We start from the raw sequence: 16,382 nt of genomic DNA on the forward strand, positions 1-16,382 counted from the left end.
TTTCCAACTTTTCAAGTTAAAGAAGTATATAAGAACGTATACCTCTAGTAAATGAAAAATTGTCAAAGAAGTCAGCAAGTGTTATTAAGTAAGAATGGATTTATAGAAAATTAACATCAGTAAAAAAAGAAGAATTAAAGCTTTACCATAGAAGCGAAAGGGATAAGAGGATTTGTGATAGAATCAAAGCTGTTCTCATGTATGATGATAGCTATAGTATTGATGAGATATCGAAAGTGTTATTACTGAGTGATGGGGAGGGATAAGAAAACATTTAATAGATTATCATAATGCTCAGAAGCTTAAGCCTGGAAATGGCGGTAGTGATAGTAAACTTACTAGACAGGAGGAAGCAGAGTTAATAGTTCATCTAGAAAATAATAATTATGTGTATGCTAGAGATATAGGTTTGTTCATAGAACGTCAATATGGAGTAATCTATACATTAGCTGGGGTAATCAAGCTGTTACACAGACTTGGTTTTAGTTATCAGAAACTTAAGTTAATTCCTGGAAAAATAGATTTAGCTAAGCAAGAGGAATTTAAGCTGCAATATAGTTTGCTAAAAAATAATTTAGCTAAAGATGAGTCTATTTATTTTATGGATAGTGTTCATCCTCAATACCAAACTCGAGCAAAATTTGGTTGGATTAGAAAGAATGTAGTTAAAACATTACCAAGTTTCAGTGGTTGGAAGCGTAAACATATTATTGGTGCTATTAATCTTAAGGATTTAGAGGTAGTAACAACTGACAATCCTAAGGTTAATGGTGATTATATTATTGAATTTTTAAAGAAATTAGAAGCAAATAATCAAGATAAAAGTAAGATTTATTTGATATGCGATAATGCTGGATATCATAGGTCAAAAAAGGTAAAAGAATATCTACAATACAGTAAAATAGAGTTACTATTTTTGCCAGCATATAGTCCTAATTTGAATCCAATTGAACGACTGTGGAAATTTATGCATTCTGTTGTAAGTAACAATAAATTTTATGCGAATTTTGAGACATTTACTGATTCTATACGAATATTTTTTGAAAATATTGAAAAATATAAAAATAAAATTTCTTCATTGGTAAATGACAATTTTCAAACCATTGTGCCTAATCATTTTAACAACTCTTCATGTTGAAGAAGTATACGTGTATCAGGAACATTAATATCAAGACCTATTTGTTTAAATTTGTTGATTTGCTCATTTCGGAACGTAGAATCAAGATGTGTTTCATTTAAAACACGTATAAAATTTTGCATTTGTGCTTTTTCAATTGCTATAAACTTCGTTGTTGTATATGGATTTTTATGAAACACATTCATAATTTCAGAAGAACCGCTCCAAATTCCCCATTCAAGTATAGTATTACCGTTTCCATCTTTCTTACCCCAATTAGTTTCAGGGATGGAGATCATTTTTCCTAATGTTTGTATTGCAGTATTTTCTAAAATATTTTTAACACTCTTATCTTGTTGTTGAGGTATTAAATTACAAAGAGCTTCAAAAATATTAAGGCTGTTGTTAAGCTCATTAACATTAGTTCCATTTAAAAACTGCGGTATGTATTGTATGTTTTGTATATTTCCTGAAGTTAACAGTTGAAAAGGTGTGTACATAAAAGTATCCAATTTATATTAATTTTTTATAAAAAATACCATGAAATATGGTTTGCGTCTAGTTATAATAGATATAATACATGAAAACTTAATGAGCGTCAAGTAATTATTAAAAAATTAACTATTATTTAATACCAAGGTGCGAGAGATAAGTTTATTTTAATTCCTTTAACGGTAATATCAGCTTCTTTACAAGTAAGGTATTTTTCTTCTCTGATTAGGGCGATTGCTTTATTACGGTAACTGGAGCATATTACGCCGATTTTATCGTCATCTGCGAGTATTTCTTCATCTTTAACTAATGAAGATAAATCTTCATCTGCCGTAATTTTATATATTTTTCTTCTTATAACCCCTTGATATTTAGCTCTTGAAATCACTTCCTGACCGACATAACAGCCTTTATCAAAACTAATTGCATTTAACTCCTCAGCACCGTACATATTTGGAATGGATTTATCTGTGATTAAATCTTCCATACCGTCTATTATTGCGAAATTATATTTATCTTCTAGATATAAGGAAGCTGGATTCCCGCTTCCGCAGAGAGGTATTGTTGAGGAGGGCGATTCCTTCTCTGTCACCCCGTGGCTTGACCACGGGGTCCAGTCTTTTTTAATTATTTTCTGGATACCGCGATCAAGTCGCGGTATGACATCGAGCTTATTTATTGAGCGAAAACCAAGCATAGAATATCTCGGATCACGAGACGTAACTAGCGTGTCTATATCTAATTTTTGCAGTGAGTAGATAACTTTATATTCGTCACTACAATCTATTATTTGTATGTTTGAGCGAAATTTATAAAAGTTTAAATGCTCTATCAAAGCAGCTTTATTACTTTTATTAATATCAAGGTAAAATTCCTCAAGGTTATGAACATACACGAAAAAATCAAATAAATATCTTCCTTGATTATTAAGCAAATAGGTATAACAGTAGCTGCTCTTACAAATATCGTTAGTAATGAGATTTTGTAGGAACTTTACCGAATCTAAACCTATTATTTTGATAATCTCTCTATTACTTAATATTTCATACATAATTATAATATTATTGACTTTATAGGTGCCTAACCACTATACTCTAAATTTATATAAATTAAACTTAATAATCATGAGATGTTCATCTTACTGTACTTCTTCCGAATATAAGATGAGTGATCTAGTTACTAATTTAAAAAAGATTGGTCTTGAGCCTCAGCATTTTGACGATGTTTTATATATTCGGAAAGAGATAAATAAAGATTCTGATTTTATAGAGATATTTTTCTTTCCGTTTGGCTGCGTAACTATTTGGGGCGGCGATGAAATTCAAGAAAAAATAGTTTTAAACGATACTGATTTAGTAACAGTTAATAAGCTTAAAGAGCCGGTACCTGATTATATTTATTTTGAATATAATACAGAAGTTGAGAAAACATTTATTGATGAAGAAAAAAATAAAATAATCTTAGCAGATAAATCAGTTTTTGTTAAACTTTCTATTGCCCATGCTCTTGCACAATCGGTTAAACTTAGCGTTCTTGAGCAATCCGTTAGTAACTTGATTGTTCAGACCACTCCTATTCAGCAGGAACTAGCTAGAACTGGCAGCGTATCGCTTTCAAAAAAGGAGATATTACAGCAAATAGGTATATTATTTAACGAGCGTTATTCAATCAGTTTGCATAGCGATATATTCGATACTCCGGAATTCTTTTGGCGTCGTCCAAGCTATGAGCCTTTATATCTTATGACGGCAGAGTTTCAAGACATAGAAATACGGCAAAATATAATGAATCATCGTCTTAATATGATTCACGAGCTTTTAGACATTCTTTCAAATGACCTTAATTATAAACATTCTACCAAACTTGAGTGGATTATTATTATTTTAATCGGTCTTGAAGTTGTCTTGTCGTTATCTCATACTAATCTTTTCTTAAAAATTATCGGAGCTTTATAAATAGCTTCTATGCAAATTATTGATAATCAAAAAACATTAGAAGAATTTTGTAACAAGTTAGCAAATAAGACATGCTTAAGCATAGATACGGAATTTGAGCGTCGCTATACCTATTATGCTCAGCTTAGTATAATTCAAGTTAAAGCAGAAGAATATTGCGGAATAATTGATGCATTAAGCAATTTAGATCTGAATATTTTTAATAAGTTACTTGCAGATAATAATATTACTAAAATATTTCATGCTCCTCGTGAAGATTTAGAGATTTTCTATAATTTATTTAAAACCCTACCTTCTAATGTTTTTGATATACAAATTGCAGCAAATATTTGTGGATTCGGTAAACAGTTAAGCTATGATGACCTTTGTTATAAGCTAATTGGTATTACTATTGATAAAACCCACCAAAAATCTAACTGGCTAAAACGCCCTATTACTAGTGATATGTTAAATTATGCAATGTTAGATGTGGAGTATTTGTATAAGATATATAAAGAGCTAAATAATATAATTATTAGAAATAATTTAACTAATAAATACCAAACTACTCTTAGTTCTTTATTAGATGTTAGAAATTATAAGGTTGAGCCGAAAAATGCGTGGAAAAAAATAAAATATAGAAGTGATGATGAGAGTTTTAACCGTAAAATTCAAGCACTTGCAGCTTATCGTGAAGAGAATGCACAAACTATAAATATTCCTCGTAAGCATTTTATTTTAGATGAAGATTTAATAAAGCTTAGTAAATACCCGCCATTGAATCACAAGGATTTTAAAAATCTAAATTTAAAAAGCAAATATTTACACAAACAAAAATATAAAGATGAAATAATAAATTTGTGTAATAACTTATAAGAAAAAAGCTACAAATCAAATAATTTGTAGCCTATATATGAATAGAAAAAAATTAGCCAACTAATGTAACTTGTATCTCACTATCTTGTACTATTTTGACATATTCATTGTATACATCATCAGGTAAGTTACTAAATGCCTGATCGATGATAAGCGTCCCTACTCCTATCAATGCTAATTGAAAGCAAATATCTCCAGTCTGAGTATCGCCGGATACTTGTCCTGTTTCTAGCCAACCTCCAACTGCTTGTACAAAAAAAGCAAAAGGTACACCGAGCAATACGACAATTTTTTTTATTATATCAACCATTTTAGCCTAAGTTGATTTTTGTAATAATAATATACAAATATAATATTTTATACAATTAAAAAAAATTAAGGTTATTATACCGAAATCACAAATTTAAGCTTACGATCATGAAATTCAACCGGAAAATTATCTATTAACTGCTCTTTTAAACAAACTCCGACAGCCAATATATTTCGGTTATTATTAAGATATCGATCAAAATGTCCTTTGCCGTATCCAAGTCTGTAACTCTCATTACTAAACGCAAGTCCTGGGATAATAACTAACTCAGGAATAAAAAAATCATTATTTATAGGTTCATAGGTTTTAAAAGCCCCTAAAGCCAACTGATCGTTATAATGATAAGGACAATATTTTATCTCATTTTTTATAACTTTCGGTAGAAAGAATCTTATTTCAGGATGTAAGTTTGTTATTTCAAGTAAGTTAATCTCGTATTTTAGAGGGTAATAGAGACCAACTGTTTGTACTTTTAACTCCTGTAATAACCGGCTAATTTTATTGATTAGGGAGTTTTTGATTAAGTCAGAATTAATCTTATCTTGGTTTTTTATTAAAAGATCTTTGAAATAAAGCCGCAGCTCTTGTTTGTTCATTATTAAGTAGTTTTATAGTTATACGAAGGTCAATTTCAAAAAGAGCAAGGAGTCTGCAAGGCGAGGAACGGAGCGTATACTTAATACGTGAGTACCGCAGAAATTGCTAGACGACGACGCCAATTTTTGAAAGAGTATAATCACATATTAATCGTCCTTTTATCCACACTAAGTGCTGCTTCTTTTATAGCCTCGCTTAAAGTCGGGTGGGCGTGGCAGGTTCGTGCTATATCTTCCGCCGCTGCTCCGAATTCCATATAAGCGGTAAGCTCGGCAATAAGCGTTCCTGCATCGGCTCCTATAATATGTGCTCCTAAAACCCTATCGGTTTTACTATCGGCAAGAATCTTAACCATCCCTTCCGTACTACCGATTGCTCTTGCTCTACTATTTGCTAAAAACGGAAACTTACCTACTTTATAATTAATGCCTTTTTCTTTTAACTGTTCTTCCGTTTCACCGATGCTTGCTACTTCAGGATAAGTATATATTACGCTTGGAATTAGATTATAGTTAACATGTCCTGCCTGCCCTGCCATAATTTCCACGGCAGCTACAGCCTCTTCCTCGGCTTTATGAGCAAGCATAGCTCCTTTTACCACATCACCGACTGCGTAAATATTTGAAATTGCTGTTTGGAACTGCTCATTAATCTCAATTCTACCTTGCTTATCTGTAATAATGCCGACAGACTCAAGCCCTAGATTTTGCGTATAGGCTTTTCTACCTACTGCCATTAATACCACATCGCTAGTTACTACTGAACTCTTACCGCCCTCCTCTATTGTCAGATTTACTTTTCCTGACTTCACTTCAGCCGATAACACTTTGGTATTCAGTTTGAACTCTATACCTTGTTTTTGCTGTAGCTTCATAAACTGCGTAGCAATTTCCTTATCAAGCATAGGCACAATGCTCGGTGCATACTCAATAACCGTTACTTTAGCTCCCAAACGACGCCAAACTGAACCGAGTTCCAAGCCTATATAACCTCCGCCGACTACTATTAAGTTCTCAGGCACTTTAGAAAGTTTCAAAGCTCCGGTAGATGAAACAATAAACTCTTCATCTATTTTGATATTCGGTATTGCTATGACGCTGGAACCTGTAGTAATTAGGATATTTTTAGCTTTAATTTGCTCTTTATTTACCGCAATGATGTTGCTAGAGATAATTTTAGCTTCGCCCTTTATCCTAGTAATCTTATTCTTAGCAAATAAGCTTTCTATCCCTTTTGTAAGGTCAGAAACTACTTTATCTTTATCAGCTAGCATTTTTTGTAAGTCTAATTTTACATCTGCAGTAATACCTATACTCTCAAAATGCTTTAAAGCTTCTTCATATTTTTCAGAGGAATTAAGTAAAGCTTTCGACGGTATACACCCTATATTTAAACAAGTACCGCCGAGAGTATCGTTTTTCTCAATGCACGCTACTTTCATACCAAGCTGAGCGGCTCTAATACTGCCTGTATAACCGGCCGGACCGCTACCTATTACCACTAAATCAAATTCTTGCATATTCCCTCATATATGTCATTCCCGCGTAGGCGGGAATCCAGTAAAACATATAAAAAATTTATTTTTTATATGTTTATTTTATTAAATATCTACTTTTTTTGTACTCATACTAAATGATTTTTTCTAGATTCCTGCTTTCGCAGGAATGACATAAACCATACACCAATATCGCCTTTATAACAACTTTAATCTTATACTATTCTTATTTGGTGAAGCAATAAAACTAATTAAATTAATATTATCTTCAAAGCCGTTTGTATAATTTTGTAGTAAAGGGAACATCTTTTTAGAAATAGCGTAATTGTGACTAGCATTTAGTGAATTTGACTCACCGATATTTTTTACTTCCCTCATTAAATCTAAAGGATTATCAAATTTTAGCTCTATATTTTCATAATCAACAATTACTTCGGCAAATCCTGCTTGTGATAATAGCATTGGGACATGGTCAAAATGAATAAAGGGAGAAATATGAGGAGAGTGTTTAAAACCACTTGCTGTTTCGGCATCTATTAAAGATTTACGTAAATTCTTTAAACTATTTCCGCCGACAAAATTACCGATAAAAATACCGTCAGGCTTTAAAAATGTTCTTATATTAGATAGAAAACTCTGCACCTCATTTATCCAGTGTAACCCTAATGAATAAATAATTAAATCAAAAGAGTTCGGAGAAAATTCTAAATCTTCATCATCGATTAATAATTTATGAGTATGCTTAAAAGTATCAAGCAATAAAGGTGACATATCCGTTGCAGTAATATCGGCATTTCGGTAGGTAGTTTTTAATAGCTTTGTAAGGTAACCGCATTTAGCCGATATTTCTAGAATATCCGAAAAATCCTTATCAATCATCCCTAATCGACTTATTATATCATTAACTGCATGCTTGATAAATAAGCTGTTACTTATCCCCTCTACAGCATTATTTCGATGATTTTTTAGCTTTAATCGGTTGAATATATAATCCTCTTTGTTTATCTTCTAACTTTTGACCTATAAGTGTTAGTTTGGAATCAAGAAATAAAATCTCCTCCTTGCCAACTATATAGCCAACTATTTTGAACAAGTTCTCTCTGTCTTGCAGTGCGAATATCATCCCCTTTAACTCTATCTAGCCCTTCAAAATTCTCCTGAATACCTACAACTATAGGTTTCGTATTTTTATTATTAGGCGATAAAGGTTCTAAACTCAACAGGCTTTTTTCTGAAAGATTTAAATCCGAAGTTAGATCCAAATTCTCTAAGTAGATAGGCTTTAGTTGTTTATCATTACTAGAAACTTTTTTTCTTTCTATCCCTGAAATATTGTTCTCTGTCTTATTAGATTCGCCTAGAGATTTATAACTACTTATACACAACAATACTAATATAAATTTCTTTAACATAAATAACCCTGTATATTATTATAGTTAATATAAATTAAATAATATATGAATCAAGTGCTGAAATAAATTAATTATTTCTAAAGATATTATCCTCGTATTTTTTTCTATAATATATTTTGTAATTCTCGTTTCTTATATCATTAAACCATTGATCTTGTTGTTTTTTAATATAATAATTTAGGGAATTAGATTTACTTTTACTAGTTTGGAAATTATCTTCACAAAATTTTAAAAAACCTGATATTAAAGTTTCTACTCCATTAGTCTCAGATTTTTTCTCAAGAAATTGCATAGAAAAATTAGTAGGATTATTATGTTTTAAATAAAATTGCTTATATTTCTCATGAATTTTATTTTCTTTTTTTATTTGTTGTTCTGAAAAAGATAATTTTTCCTCTAATAATTTATGAATTTCGGTACAATCACTCCAAGGTAATTTTATTATTAACTGTTCTTCCTGATATTCAGAATTATCTTGAATATTGTTAAAATCGGCATTTGCTTTTACCGCACTTACTAATATTAAAAAACATGCTATTAACTTCATAAAATTAATTAATTTTAGCAGGAACCGGTATCATAATACTACTTCTGTATCTTTTATTGCCACTAAAAAGTGATTTTTTTTGAACTTTGTTATTATTTACCGGAATTGTATCTTCTAAAGCCCCTTCATTATTATTTAGATAACTATGTAAGGATGCTTTATAAAGAGCCATATTACTTGCTATTTTAACTACATCTTGCTTATATTTAAACCCTAAAGAATGAGTGGCTGAGTGGTAATGTGCTATAGCTTTGTGCCAGCTCCCCAACTGATCATATTTTGAGCGTAAAAACTCTGCCCCGTAACGAACGTTATTATTTGGATCGAATGCTTGGTCAAGGGAATTGAAAGCCCCTAAATGATGTCTCAAGTTAATCTGCATGCATCCGACATCAATACTCTCTTGCCCTTTTATAAGCTCTATTCTAACAAAACTTACGGCTTCTCTTTTACTGTTAAAATAATAGCCTTTTCCTTCAACATTTACCGTCCAGGGCCATACTACTCTAATTTTACGGGTTGTATGTTTTTTCCCCGATTCTTTTAAAGCTATTGAATGTAATGTATTAGATGGGATGTTAAATTTTTTTTCAAAGTAAGGAAAAAGTTTTGAACATTTAAAGGATTCAGCTATTTCAGGATCGGCAATAGCCGAATTTGAAAAGAAGAGAAAGGATAATAATAGGAGTACGAATCGAAAAAGGCTTCCGGTGTCATCCCGTGGCTTGACCACGGGATCCAAAAAATAACCTATAACATTAATGATTTTAGTATTTTTACTGGATCCCGTGGTCAAGCCACGGGATGACATAATGTTCTTTCGAGCCATACCGGCAACGCTAAAATAAACTTGAGTTACTAATTAAGATAAACTAGCCTACCATAACTTATCTTATGAAGCAAGGGAAGTTATGAGATAAGAAACAAACAAGATTACTTATAAATCATTAGCGTCAAAATTATCTTTAGTAATACCTAATGTTTCTAATATTTGTTCAAGTTCTATTACTACAGGCTCTAACTCAGCTGACTTTTTACTAAAGTTAAAGTTTTCTGAGGTTAATGTTTCTTCATTTAAACTTGCAGTTCTAACTACACTCAATCTTACGCCAACTTCTTTAAGCCATTGATATGTATTATTAACATCTTCATTATTTCTATAATAATCACTACAATCATTTAGTATTACGTGAAATATTTCTGCTTTTAATGGATCGCTTTTAGTTACCGGTAAATTTTGAGCAAGTAACTCTAATATGTCCTTACCTTTTATAATAGCTTCATTATTATTTTTTGCTTCTTTTGAAACCTGCTCTAAGGACAACAAGCCTTGCCCTAACGCTATATTATCAATATTACTAGCTTCAATAAACTTTTTAATTTCGATAAGTATGCTCAAATAATCTGTCGTCTCTAGTGGTTTTACTGTATCTTTTTTTAATTTTTCAACTAATGACTCTTTCACAACAATATATCCTTAATTTAAATTAAAATCTTAAAAACCATGGAATATGGATTCTGAATTTTTGAAAACGGCAATATATAGAATTTGTAAAATTTTGTCAAAAAATATAAGGTTTGTGTATAGAAAGTATTAATTATTTTTAAGAAAAAAGGCAAGTATCATAACTTCCTTTATGAAGCAAAGAAAGTTATGATATTTAAGATTTGAAGACTTAATCTAAATCAAGATCAGCCTGTAAAGTATCACCTAAAGAACTGACTCCGTGGTCGTTTAAATTATTTTCGGTAGTTTCAAAATTTTCACTTCTAGAAAAATTTTCTTCATACCATTTTATATATGTTTCTGCTGCTGTTTTTAATGGATTTAATGGTTCTCCACCAAATATAGAGCCTAATACTTGTAATGGATTACTTGTTCCTTCTGTTATTACTTTACAATATTCATATTTTAGAGCTTTACTTTCTTTATCTAATATAGGTAGTAAATCTTCTATAAATTCTGCTAAATTTTGAAACTCATCTGACTCTATAAATAAAGACTTAATAAATAAAGACTTACTTACAAAATTCAGAGAAGCGTAATGACTACCTAATGATTTCGTAAGGTTTTCTACTATTATGAGAAGTTCTTGTTTAATAAAGTGAGGCTTATTTAAAGCTTGATCTATTATCTCTGCATCTTCGGTTTCTAAGACTCTCTTTATATATTCTTCACTGATTACTATTTTGTAATTTTTTATTAACTTATTTATTTCATTAATACGTTCTTTAACATTAAACTCTACTCTATTAGAGCTAGCGGTATTTGAACTAGTAGAAGGTTGTTCACCTAATTCTGCATTATTTAATATTGAACCGGCATGATTTTGCCATGCTTGATAATTTCCAGGTGTTGAAGTTGCTTTATTAGCGAGAGCTGTTGCTTGACTAAATAATGCTGCAAGCTGCTCAGAATTACCAAGATCTATATATTGCGGCATTTCCGGCGGTGGAGTAAAATCGTTATGAGAAATATTTGATTCTTCTTCAAGAGATTCATCTTCAAATAACTCTTCTGTAGGTGCTAATGTTTCAAGCTCATCATTAACAAATTCTTGATGTTTTGCAGCTGCATGTTTTACATTTTCATTATTTTTATAATTACTAGGAATAGCGTATAAACCGTATTCTCCTTTATTTGCTTCTTCTAATATAAGACTAAATATTTCTGATTTAATTTTATGGTTTTTTGTTTCTTGTAAATTGCTCTCTAGTAGTTTCAGTATCTGATCGCCTTATGCTGCTCCTTTATTATTGTCCCAACCTCTTATTAAACTACAATAATCTATACCTGATGTTTTAGCATACTCTAACACTGCTTTTATAGCTTTCCATTGATTATTAGCTTTTTCATTTTCACCTTGCTGCTCATCTTTAATAGCATTCTCAGCCCATTTAGCAAGCTGAGCATAGGATGCTAGCTCCCCTACTGCATTAAATATAGATACATGTTTACCTGGATAATCTACCTTTGTAATTATTTCAGATAGATCAAATTTTTGAACTAATTTCGGTAATTCAACAAGAAATTCATCATAATATGGTTTGTCTAAACTCCATTTTCTTCCATTTTGTTTGATTTCATTTATAGTTGCTTGATTAAAATCATACGGTGAATATTTATTCATAATTTGACCTTTTTATAAATTATTGGTTAAATTTATATACCATAAAATACGGTATTTCTTAATTTTTATAAGTATAAAACATTATTTTATTAATATATGTCAATAGAAAACCACGAAACATGGTATTTTTATTTAAAAGTGCTTTATTTAAATTGTTAATTGACTGATTAAATAAAAATGTTTATTATCAGTCCAAATTAAATGTGATAAGTATATATTTATGAAAGTTGTTAGCTCATTAAAATCGTTAAAAAAACGTGATAAAGATTGTCAGATCGTAAAAAGAAGAGGCAAAATTTTTGTGATAAATAAAAAGAATAAAAGATTTAAAGCAAAACAAGGTTAATTATTTCTAGATAGAATATGGCCGGTCACTCAAAGTTTAAGAATATTCAGCATCGTAAAGGGGCTCAAGATAAAAAAAGAGCAAAAGTTTTCACTAAATTAATTCGTGAAATAGTTACTGCAGTTAAAACCTGCTCTTCTAATATCCCTGAAAATAACCCGCGTCTTAGAAACGCTTTAACCGCCGCACGCAGTCAAAATCTCCCAAAAGAAAGAATAGACAAAGCTATTAATAGTGCTGACGATGCTAGTACCGAAAATTATACGGAAATTAGATATGAAGGTTATGCACCGAATGGTATTGCTATAATAGTTGAAGCTTTAACCGATAATAAAAACCGTACTGCTGCCGAAGTGCGTTCCGGTTTTACCAAATACGGTGGCAGCTTAGGTGAAACAGGTAGCGTTAATTATTTATTCAAACATTGCGGAGTTATCCAGTATCCAACAAACATAGCATCGAATGAAGATATTTTTGAGGCAGCAATAGAAGCCGGAGGGGATGATATCGTATCTGATGAAATATTCCATACAATCTATACGGATATTGAAAATTTTTCTAAAGTTCTAGAATTTTTAACCGGCAAATACGGTATACCTGAAGACTCTTATATAGGCTGGATTCCATTAAATACCATAATTATAGATGATAAGGAAAAAGCTGAAAAATTACTAAAGCTTGTGGAAACTTTAGAAGAAAGCGATGATGTGCAAAGCGTTTTCGGGAATTATGAATTATCTGATGATGTTTACGAAATAATACAAGGAGAACAATGACTTATAACAATGCAAATTATCAAATAATTATATTAGCAGCCGGTAAAGGTACTAGAATGGAGTCCGATTTACCGAAAGTAATGCATAAAGTCGGCGGAGTTCCAATGCTTGAAACGGTATTAAAGAATTCGCTTAACGTCACAAATGATGTAATCATAGTTTATTCAGAAGAACTTAAAAAACATTTAACGCCCTATGAAAATATGTGTCGCTTTGTACTGCAAGAAGAACCTAAAGGCACAGCTCATGCTACTCATGCAGCAATAGATTTAATTGATAAAAATAAAACAATATTAGTTTTATACGGTGATCATCCTCTTATTACTCCAAAACTTATGCATGAATTAATAGATTATTTAAGCCTTACTAATTCTGCATTAGTGACTTTAAGCTTTGAGAGAGCAAATCCGGCTCAGTATGGAAGAATAGCTACTGATAAAAATGGCGCATTCTTAGAGATAATCGAATATAAAAACGCAAGTGAAGAAGAGAAAAATATAAAACTTTGTAATTCAGGTATTATGGCTTTCAGTAGCGGAATTTTAAATAAATACTTACCTTTATTTGCTACTAATACTAACGGTAATAAGGAAGTTTATTTAACTGAAATAGTGAAAATATGTAAAAATCACGGTGAAAAAGTTTCATATTTATTATCTACTGATCATGATTTAATTGTTGGTGTTAATACTAAAAATGAGCTAGAAGAAGCTAATAATATTTTTAACTGGATCCCGGCGTGGTCAAGCCACGGGATGACGGACATAGGTGAAATTGATCCACGCAAATACCTTGTGAGAATAACATAGGAAGCCATACAGGCAATGCTAAAAATTTTGGAGAGATGGCCCGAGCGGTTTAAGGCGCACGCCTGGAAAGCGTGTTCACGGCAACGTGTCGGGGGTTCGAATCCCCCTCTCTCCGCCATAATGATATTTCTTTGTGTTATTATGTATTAGCATCTTGTATAATTTTTATATTTATAAATCTATTTAATATATTATGGAAGAAAAACAAAAGTCTAAACCGACTCTTCGCACAAGAGCTAATAAAATTAAAGAGTTTAGGTGCAAGAACTTGATCGCCGTAATTGAGAACCCTGATAATATAAAAAATATTGGCACCATCATTCGAAATGTTAACGCACTTGGGATTGAAAAAGCTTATATTGTTACCAATCAAAAACTATTACCTGACACATGGGAAGAAATGCGTACAGAGCCAAAACTCAACGCTATATCCGTCTCTGCCATTAAATGGAGTTTCGTAAAGATTTTCAAAGATACGAATAGCTGTATGGATCATTTGGAGAAGGAAAGTTTTGTTTAGGTCATTACTTCTCCTCATATGAAAGGATATAACAATGTAGTACTTCATGAACATGATTACACTAAATATAAAAAGCTTGCAGTTTGGTTTGGAAACGAAGGAGTAGGAATTAGCAAAACTGCTGTCGAGAGAAGTAGCTTTTGTATTAATATTCCAATGTACGGAATTATTGAAAGTCTTAATTTGGGTACATCATCTGGCATTGTGCTATATGAGATCGCAAAACAACGACGCGAATTTCAGTTTAATCTAAAAAAGAAGATTGCTACAAATAAGGTTAGTAAAGAAGTTTCCTAATTTAACTAAAGGAACATGTGCAATTGCTGCTTCTGATTTAAAAAATTCTATGCTCTCTTTACTTAAAGAAATGGTTACTTTTACGAAAGTCTCTTTTAATAAAAATTCTCTAGGGTGCGGTAAGAAATCTTTTACTATATCCTCTTACCTTTACGCTAGTATCCTGCTCCCAAAATTCTTATATGATTATCTCAGAACGTAAGACGGGCGGGCTGTTAATATTACCATCAATTTATAAAGTCTAAAAGCTTTTTAAAAAGCTTATCGTCTACTAATTATCCCATATTGATAGTCTTTTAATTTCTATTTTTACTTTTATAATAAAAATATGTATATTTATATTACTTTCTCTATTACAGCCGTAATTTTATAAGTTACAATTATATACCTAATAATCAATTAAGTTATGGCTCATAAAGATTTATCGCATTTGACTCAAAAACAGCTCGAAGATCTAATAAAACGTTACTATGATAATGAAAAAGTAGATAATTTGTTAAAAGAATTTAACATTAACAACGCGAATTTAGGATAAGGAAGAAGAGAAGCATGGAATAAGAATAAAGTATTTACAAGTTAAGAGTGTTGGGTTACTGAAGTTTTTCAACAAAAAAACAAGAACCCAACAATGAAAAAATGTATCACAACTTTATTTTAGATACTAGACAATTTTTGTGAAATATATGAAGAATGGGAGAAGCAAAAATTAATACCAACAGATAGAAAACGCCGGAGAGAAGGGAATTTAAGCCTTTCAGAGCTTTTAACTATCGTATTATATTTTTATATATCGCCGTGCAAAGATTTTAAGAATTATTATTTATATCACTTATCATATAAATATAGAGGTTATTTTAAATTACCAAGTTATAGTCGAATAATACAATTATGGTCAAGATTAATTCTACCGCTTGGTTATAATGTTGCAACTATTTAGAGGAGAGGAAACAGGAATTTATTGCATAGATTCAACTAAATTATCGATATGTCATACAAAACGTACAAATAGCAATAAAGTATTTAGTGGTATACTTCTTTTACCTGAAGAATTGGTAGTATTAGATATTAATTATCCATAAGAACATTGATTATTCGCTCATCTGAATATTCATTTTCCAACTTTTCAAGTTAAAGAAGTATATAGCTAAAATAGGGATGAGTAGTTATGGATGGTTTATGGGGTTTAAGTTGCATATAGTAATTAACAATAAGGGAGCGATTATGGCGATCAAAATTACCAAAGCAAATAATAGTGATTTATCGGTAGCAGACGATATAACTGATGGATTACAAGGTAAACTCTTTGGTGATAAGGGATATATTTCTAAGGAATTATTTACTAAATTATTAGGTCGTGGATTACGCTTATTTACAGGAATTAGAAAAGATATGAAGAATCATTTATTGGAAATGGAAGATAAAATACAGCTTAGAAAAAGGTCGTTGGTTGAGTCAGTATTTAATGTCCTAAAAAATAATATGAATCTTGAACACTCAAGGCATCGATCACCTACTAATTTTTTAGTTCATATTCTAGCTTGTGTTAATGCTTTTAATATTACTAAAACTAATATTTTAAACTCTTTTTTCGATAATCTTAAACTCTTCTTATCCTAAACTGGCGTTAATAGGGTTATAAATCATTTATGTAATAAAGGTCTTATAGTAATTAGTCCTTCAAGTCCTCTTGATGCTTTTGAGTTTGATGCAGAAAAAAAGCTGC

Annotated in this window: 20 protein-coding genes, 1 tRNA gene and 2 pseudogenes; 10 read left to right on the forward strand and 13 right to left on the reverse strand. The window is 31.0% G+C overall.

Annotated features, from left to right (window positions below; all coding sequences use genetic code 11):
• Window positions 1-277: 277 nt before the first annotated feature.
• Window positions 278-1,138, forward strand: a complete 861-nt coding sequence (locus AC5584_RS05455) for an IS630 family transposase (RefSeq protein WP_499217000.1) — start codon at window positions 278-280, stop codon at window positions 1,136-1,138.
• Here the strand turns inward: AC5584_RS05455 and AC5584_RS05460 are convergent.
• A complete protein-coding gene (locus AC5584_RS05460) occupies window positions 1,114-1,617 on the reverse strand; it encodes a hypothetical protein (protein WP_499216112.1) in 504 nt (167 codons plus the stop codon). The genes AC5584_RS05455 and AC5584_RS05460 overlap by 25 nt on opposite strands.
• 128 nt (window positions 1,618-1,745) lie before the next feature.
• Window positions 1,746-2,660: a CAF17-like 4Fe-4S cluster assembly/insertion protein YgfZ gene (gene ygfZ, locus AC5584_RS05465; protein ID WP_499216113.1), complete on the reverse strand. Its 915-nt coding sequence runs from the start codon at window positions 2,658-2,660 to the stop codon at window positions 1,746-1,748.
• Between the two features lie 112 nt (window positions 2,661-2,772).
• Between ygfZ and AC5584_RS05470 the strand changes: the two genes are divergently transcribed.
• On the forward strand, window positions 2,773-3,564 hold the full coding sequence (locus AC5584_RS05470; RefSeq protein ID WP_499216114.1) for an RMD1 family protein: 792 nt from the start codon (window positions 2,773-2,775) through the stop codon (window positions 3,562-3,564).
• 9 nt (window positions 3,565-3,573) lie between these two features.
• Window positions 3,574-4,419: a ribonuclease D gene (locus tag AC5584_RS05475; protein WP_499161826.1), complete on the forward strand. Its 846-nt coding sequence runs from the start codon at window positions 3,574-3,576 to the stop codon at window positions 4,417-4,419.
• 52 nt (window positions 4,420-4,471) lie between these two features.
• Here the strand turns inward: AC5584_RS05475 and AC5584_RS05480 are convergent, their stop codons facing one another.
• The 10 genes from AC5584_RS05480 to AC5584_RS05525 form a co-directional block, all read right to left on the reverse strand.
• Window positions 4,472-4,729, reverse strand: a complete 258-nt coding sequence (locus AC5584_RS05480; RefSeq protein ID WP_499216115.1) for a hypothetical protein — start codon at window positions 4,727-4,729, stop codon at window positions 4,472-4,474.
• A gap of 74 nt (window positions 4,730-4,803) precedes the next feature.
• Window positions 4,804-5,325 carry a 5-formyltetrahydrofolate cyclo-ligase gene (locus AC5584_RS05485; RefSeq protein ID WP_499216116.1) on the reverse strand — a complete coding sequence of 174 codons (522 nt, stop codon included), beginning with the start codon at window positions 5,323-5,325 and terminating at the stop codon, window positions 4,804-4,806.
• Window positions 5,326-5,465: 140 nt separating this feature from the next.
• Window positions 5,466-6,845 carry a dihydrolipoyl dehydrogenase gene (gene lpdA / locus AC5584_RS05490; protein ID WP_499216117.1) on the reverse strand — a complete coding sequence of 460 codons (1,380 nt, stop codon included), beginning with the start codon at window positions 6,843-6,845 and terminating at the stop codon, window positions 5,466-5,468.
• Between the two features lie 174 nt (window positions 6,846-7,019).
• Window positions 7,020-7,739, reverse strand: a complete 720-nt coding sequence (locus tag AC5584_RS05495) for a methyltransferase domain-containing protein (protein WP_499217001.1) — start codon at window positions 7,737-7,739, stop codon at window positions 7,020-7,022.
• 122 nt (window positions 7,740-7,861) lie between these two features.
• Complete coding sequence (locus AC5584_RS05500; protein WP_499216118.1) at window positions 7,862-8,233, reverse strand: hypothetical protein; 372 nt, start codon at window positions 8,231-8,233, stop codon at window positions 7,862-7,864.
• Between the two features lie 67 nt (window positions 8,234-8,300).
• The gene (locus AC5584_RS05505; protein ID WP_410526630.1) at window positions 8,301-8,780 is read right to left on the reverse strand and encodes a DUF2532 domain-containing protein; all 480 of its coding nucleotides are present in this window, start codon (window positions 8,778-8,780) and stop codon (window positions 8,301-8,303) included.
• A 4-nt stretch (window positions 8,781-8,784) separates the two neighbouring features.
• Window positions 8,785-9,591: a palindromic element RPE4 domain-containing protein gene (locus tag AC5584_RS05510; RefSeq protein WP_499216119.1), complete on the reverse strand. Its 807-nt coding sequence runs from the start codon at window positions 9,589-9,591 to the stop codon at window positions 8,785-8,787.
• Between the two features lie 126 nt (window positions 9,592-9,717).
• Complete coding sequence (locus AC5584_RS05515) at window positions 9,718-10,245, reverse strand: hypothetical protein (RefSeq protein ID WP_499216120.1); 528 nt, start codon at window positions 10,243-10,245, stop codon at window positions 9,718-9,720.
• 211 nt (window positions 10,246-10,456) lie between these two features.
• Window positions 10,457-11,224, reverse strand: coding sequence for a hypothetical protein (locus tag AC5584_RS05520; protein ID WP_499216121.1), 768 nt, complete (start codon window positions 11,222-11,224; stop codon window positions 10,457-10,459).
• A gap of 294 nt (window positions 11,225-11,518) precedes the next feature.
• Complete coding sequence (locus AC5584_RS05525) at window positions 11,519-11,911, reverse strand: hypothetical protein (protein WP_410526613.1); 393 nt, start codon at window positions 11,909-11,911, stop codon at window positions 11,519-11,521.
• A 220-nt stretch (window positions 11,912-12,131) separates the two neighbouring features.
• On the opposite strand from AC5584_RS05525, the gene ykgO reads away from it, so the two are divergent.
• The 6 genes from ykgO to AC5584_RS05555 all read left to right on the forward strand — a co-directional run bounded on the left by ykgO (window position 12,132) and on the right by AC5584_RS05555 (window position 14,659).
• Entirely contained in the window at window positions 12,132-12,257 is a 126-nt protein-coding gene (ykgO, locus tag AC5584_RS05530; RefSeq protein WP_004998227.1) for a type B 50S ribosomal protein L36, read from the forward strand.
• Window positions 12,258-12,274: 17 nt separating this feature from the next.
• Window positions 12,275-13,033 carry a YebC/PmpR family DNA-binding transcriptional regulator gene (locus AC5584_RS05535; protein ID WP_499216122.1) on the forward strand — a complete coding sequence of 253 codons (759 nt, stop codon included), beginning with the start codon at window positions 12,275-12,277 and terminating at the stop codon, window positions 13,031-13,033.
• Window positions 13,030-13,842: a sugar phosphate nucleotidyltransferase gene (locus tag AC5584_RS05540; protein WP_499216123.1), complete on the forward strand. Its 813-nt coding sequence runs from the start codon at window positions 13,030-13,032 to the stop codon at window positions 13,840-13,842. Before AC5584_RS05535 ends, AC5584_RS05540 begins: the two co-directional genes overlap by 4 nt.
• Before the next feature lie 29 nt (window positions 13,843-13,871).
• Window positions 13,872-13,960: transfer RNA gene (locus tag AC5584_RS05545), tRNA-Ser, on the forward strand.
• Between the two features lie 75 nt (window positions 13,961-14,035).
• Window positions 14,036-14,362, forward strand: coding sequence for an RNA methyltransferase (locus AC5584_RS05550; protein ID WP_499216124.1), 327 nt, complete (start codon window positions 14,036-14,038; stop codon window positions 14,360-14,362).
• Window positions 14,363-14,380: 18 nt separating this feature from the next.
• Window positions 14,381-14,659, forward strand: a complete 279-nt coding sequence (locus AC5584_RS05555) for a TrmH family RNA methyltransferase (protein ID WP_499216125.1) — start codon at window positions 14,381-14,383, stop codon at window positions 14,657-14,659.
• On the opposite strand, the pseudogene AC5584_RS05560 reads toward AC5584_RS05555, so the two are convergent.
• Window positions 14,612-14,841 (reverse strand): annotated as a pseudogene (locus AC5584_RS05560) (hypothetical protein). The gene AC5584_RS05555 and the pseudogene AC5584_RS05560 overlap by 48 nt on opposite strands.
• Before the next feature lie 476 nt (window positions 14,842-15,317).
• Here AC5584_RS05560 and AC5584_RS05565 point away from each other — a divergent pair.
• Window positions 15,318-16,276: pseudogene (locus AC5584_RS05565) on the forward strand (IS982 family transposase).
• The last annotated feature ends 106 nt before the right edge of the window (window positions 16,277-16,382 follow it).

Origin of the sequence: Rickettsia endosymbiont of Villa modesta, from assembly GCF_964026485.1 — a bacterium.
Taxonomy (GTDB): domain Bacteria; phylum Pseudomonadota; class Alphaproteobacteria; order Rickettsiales; family Rickettsiaceae; genus Rickettsia; species Rickettsia asembonensis.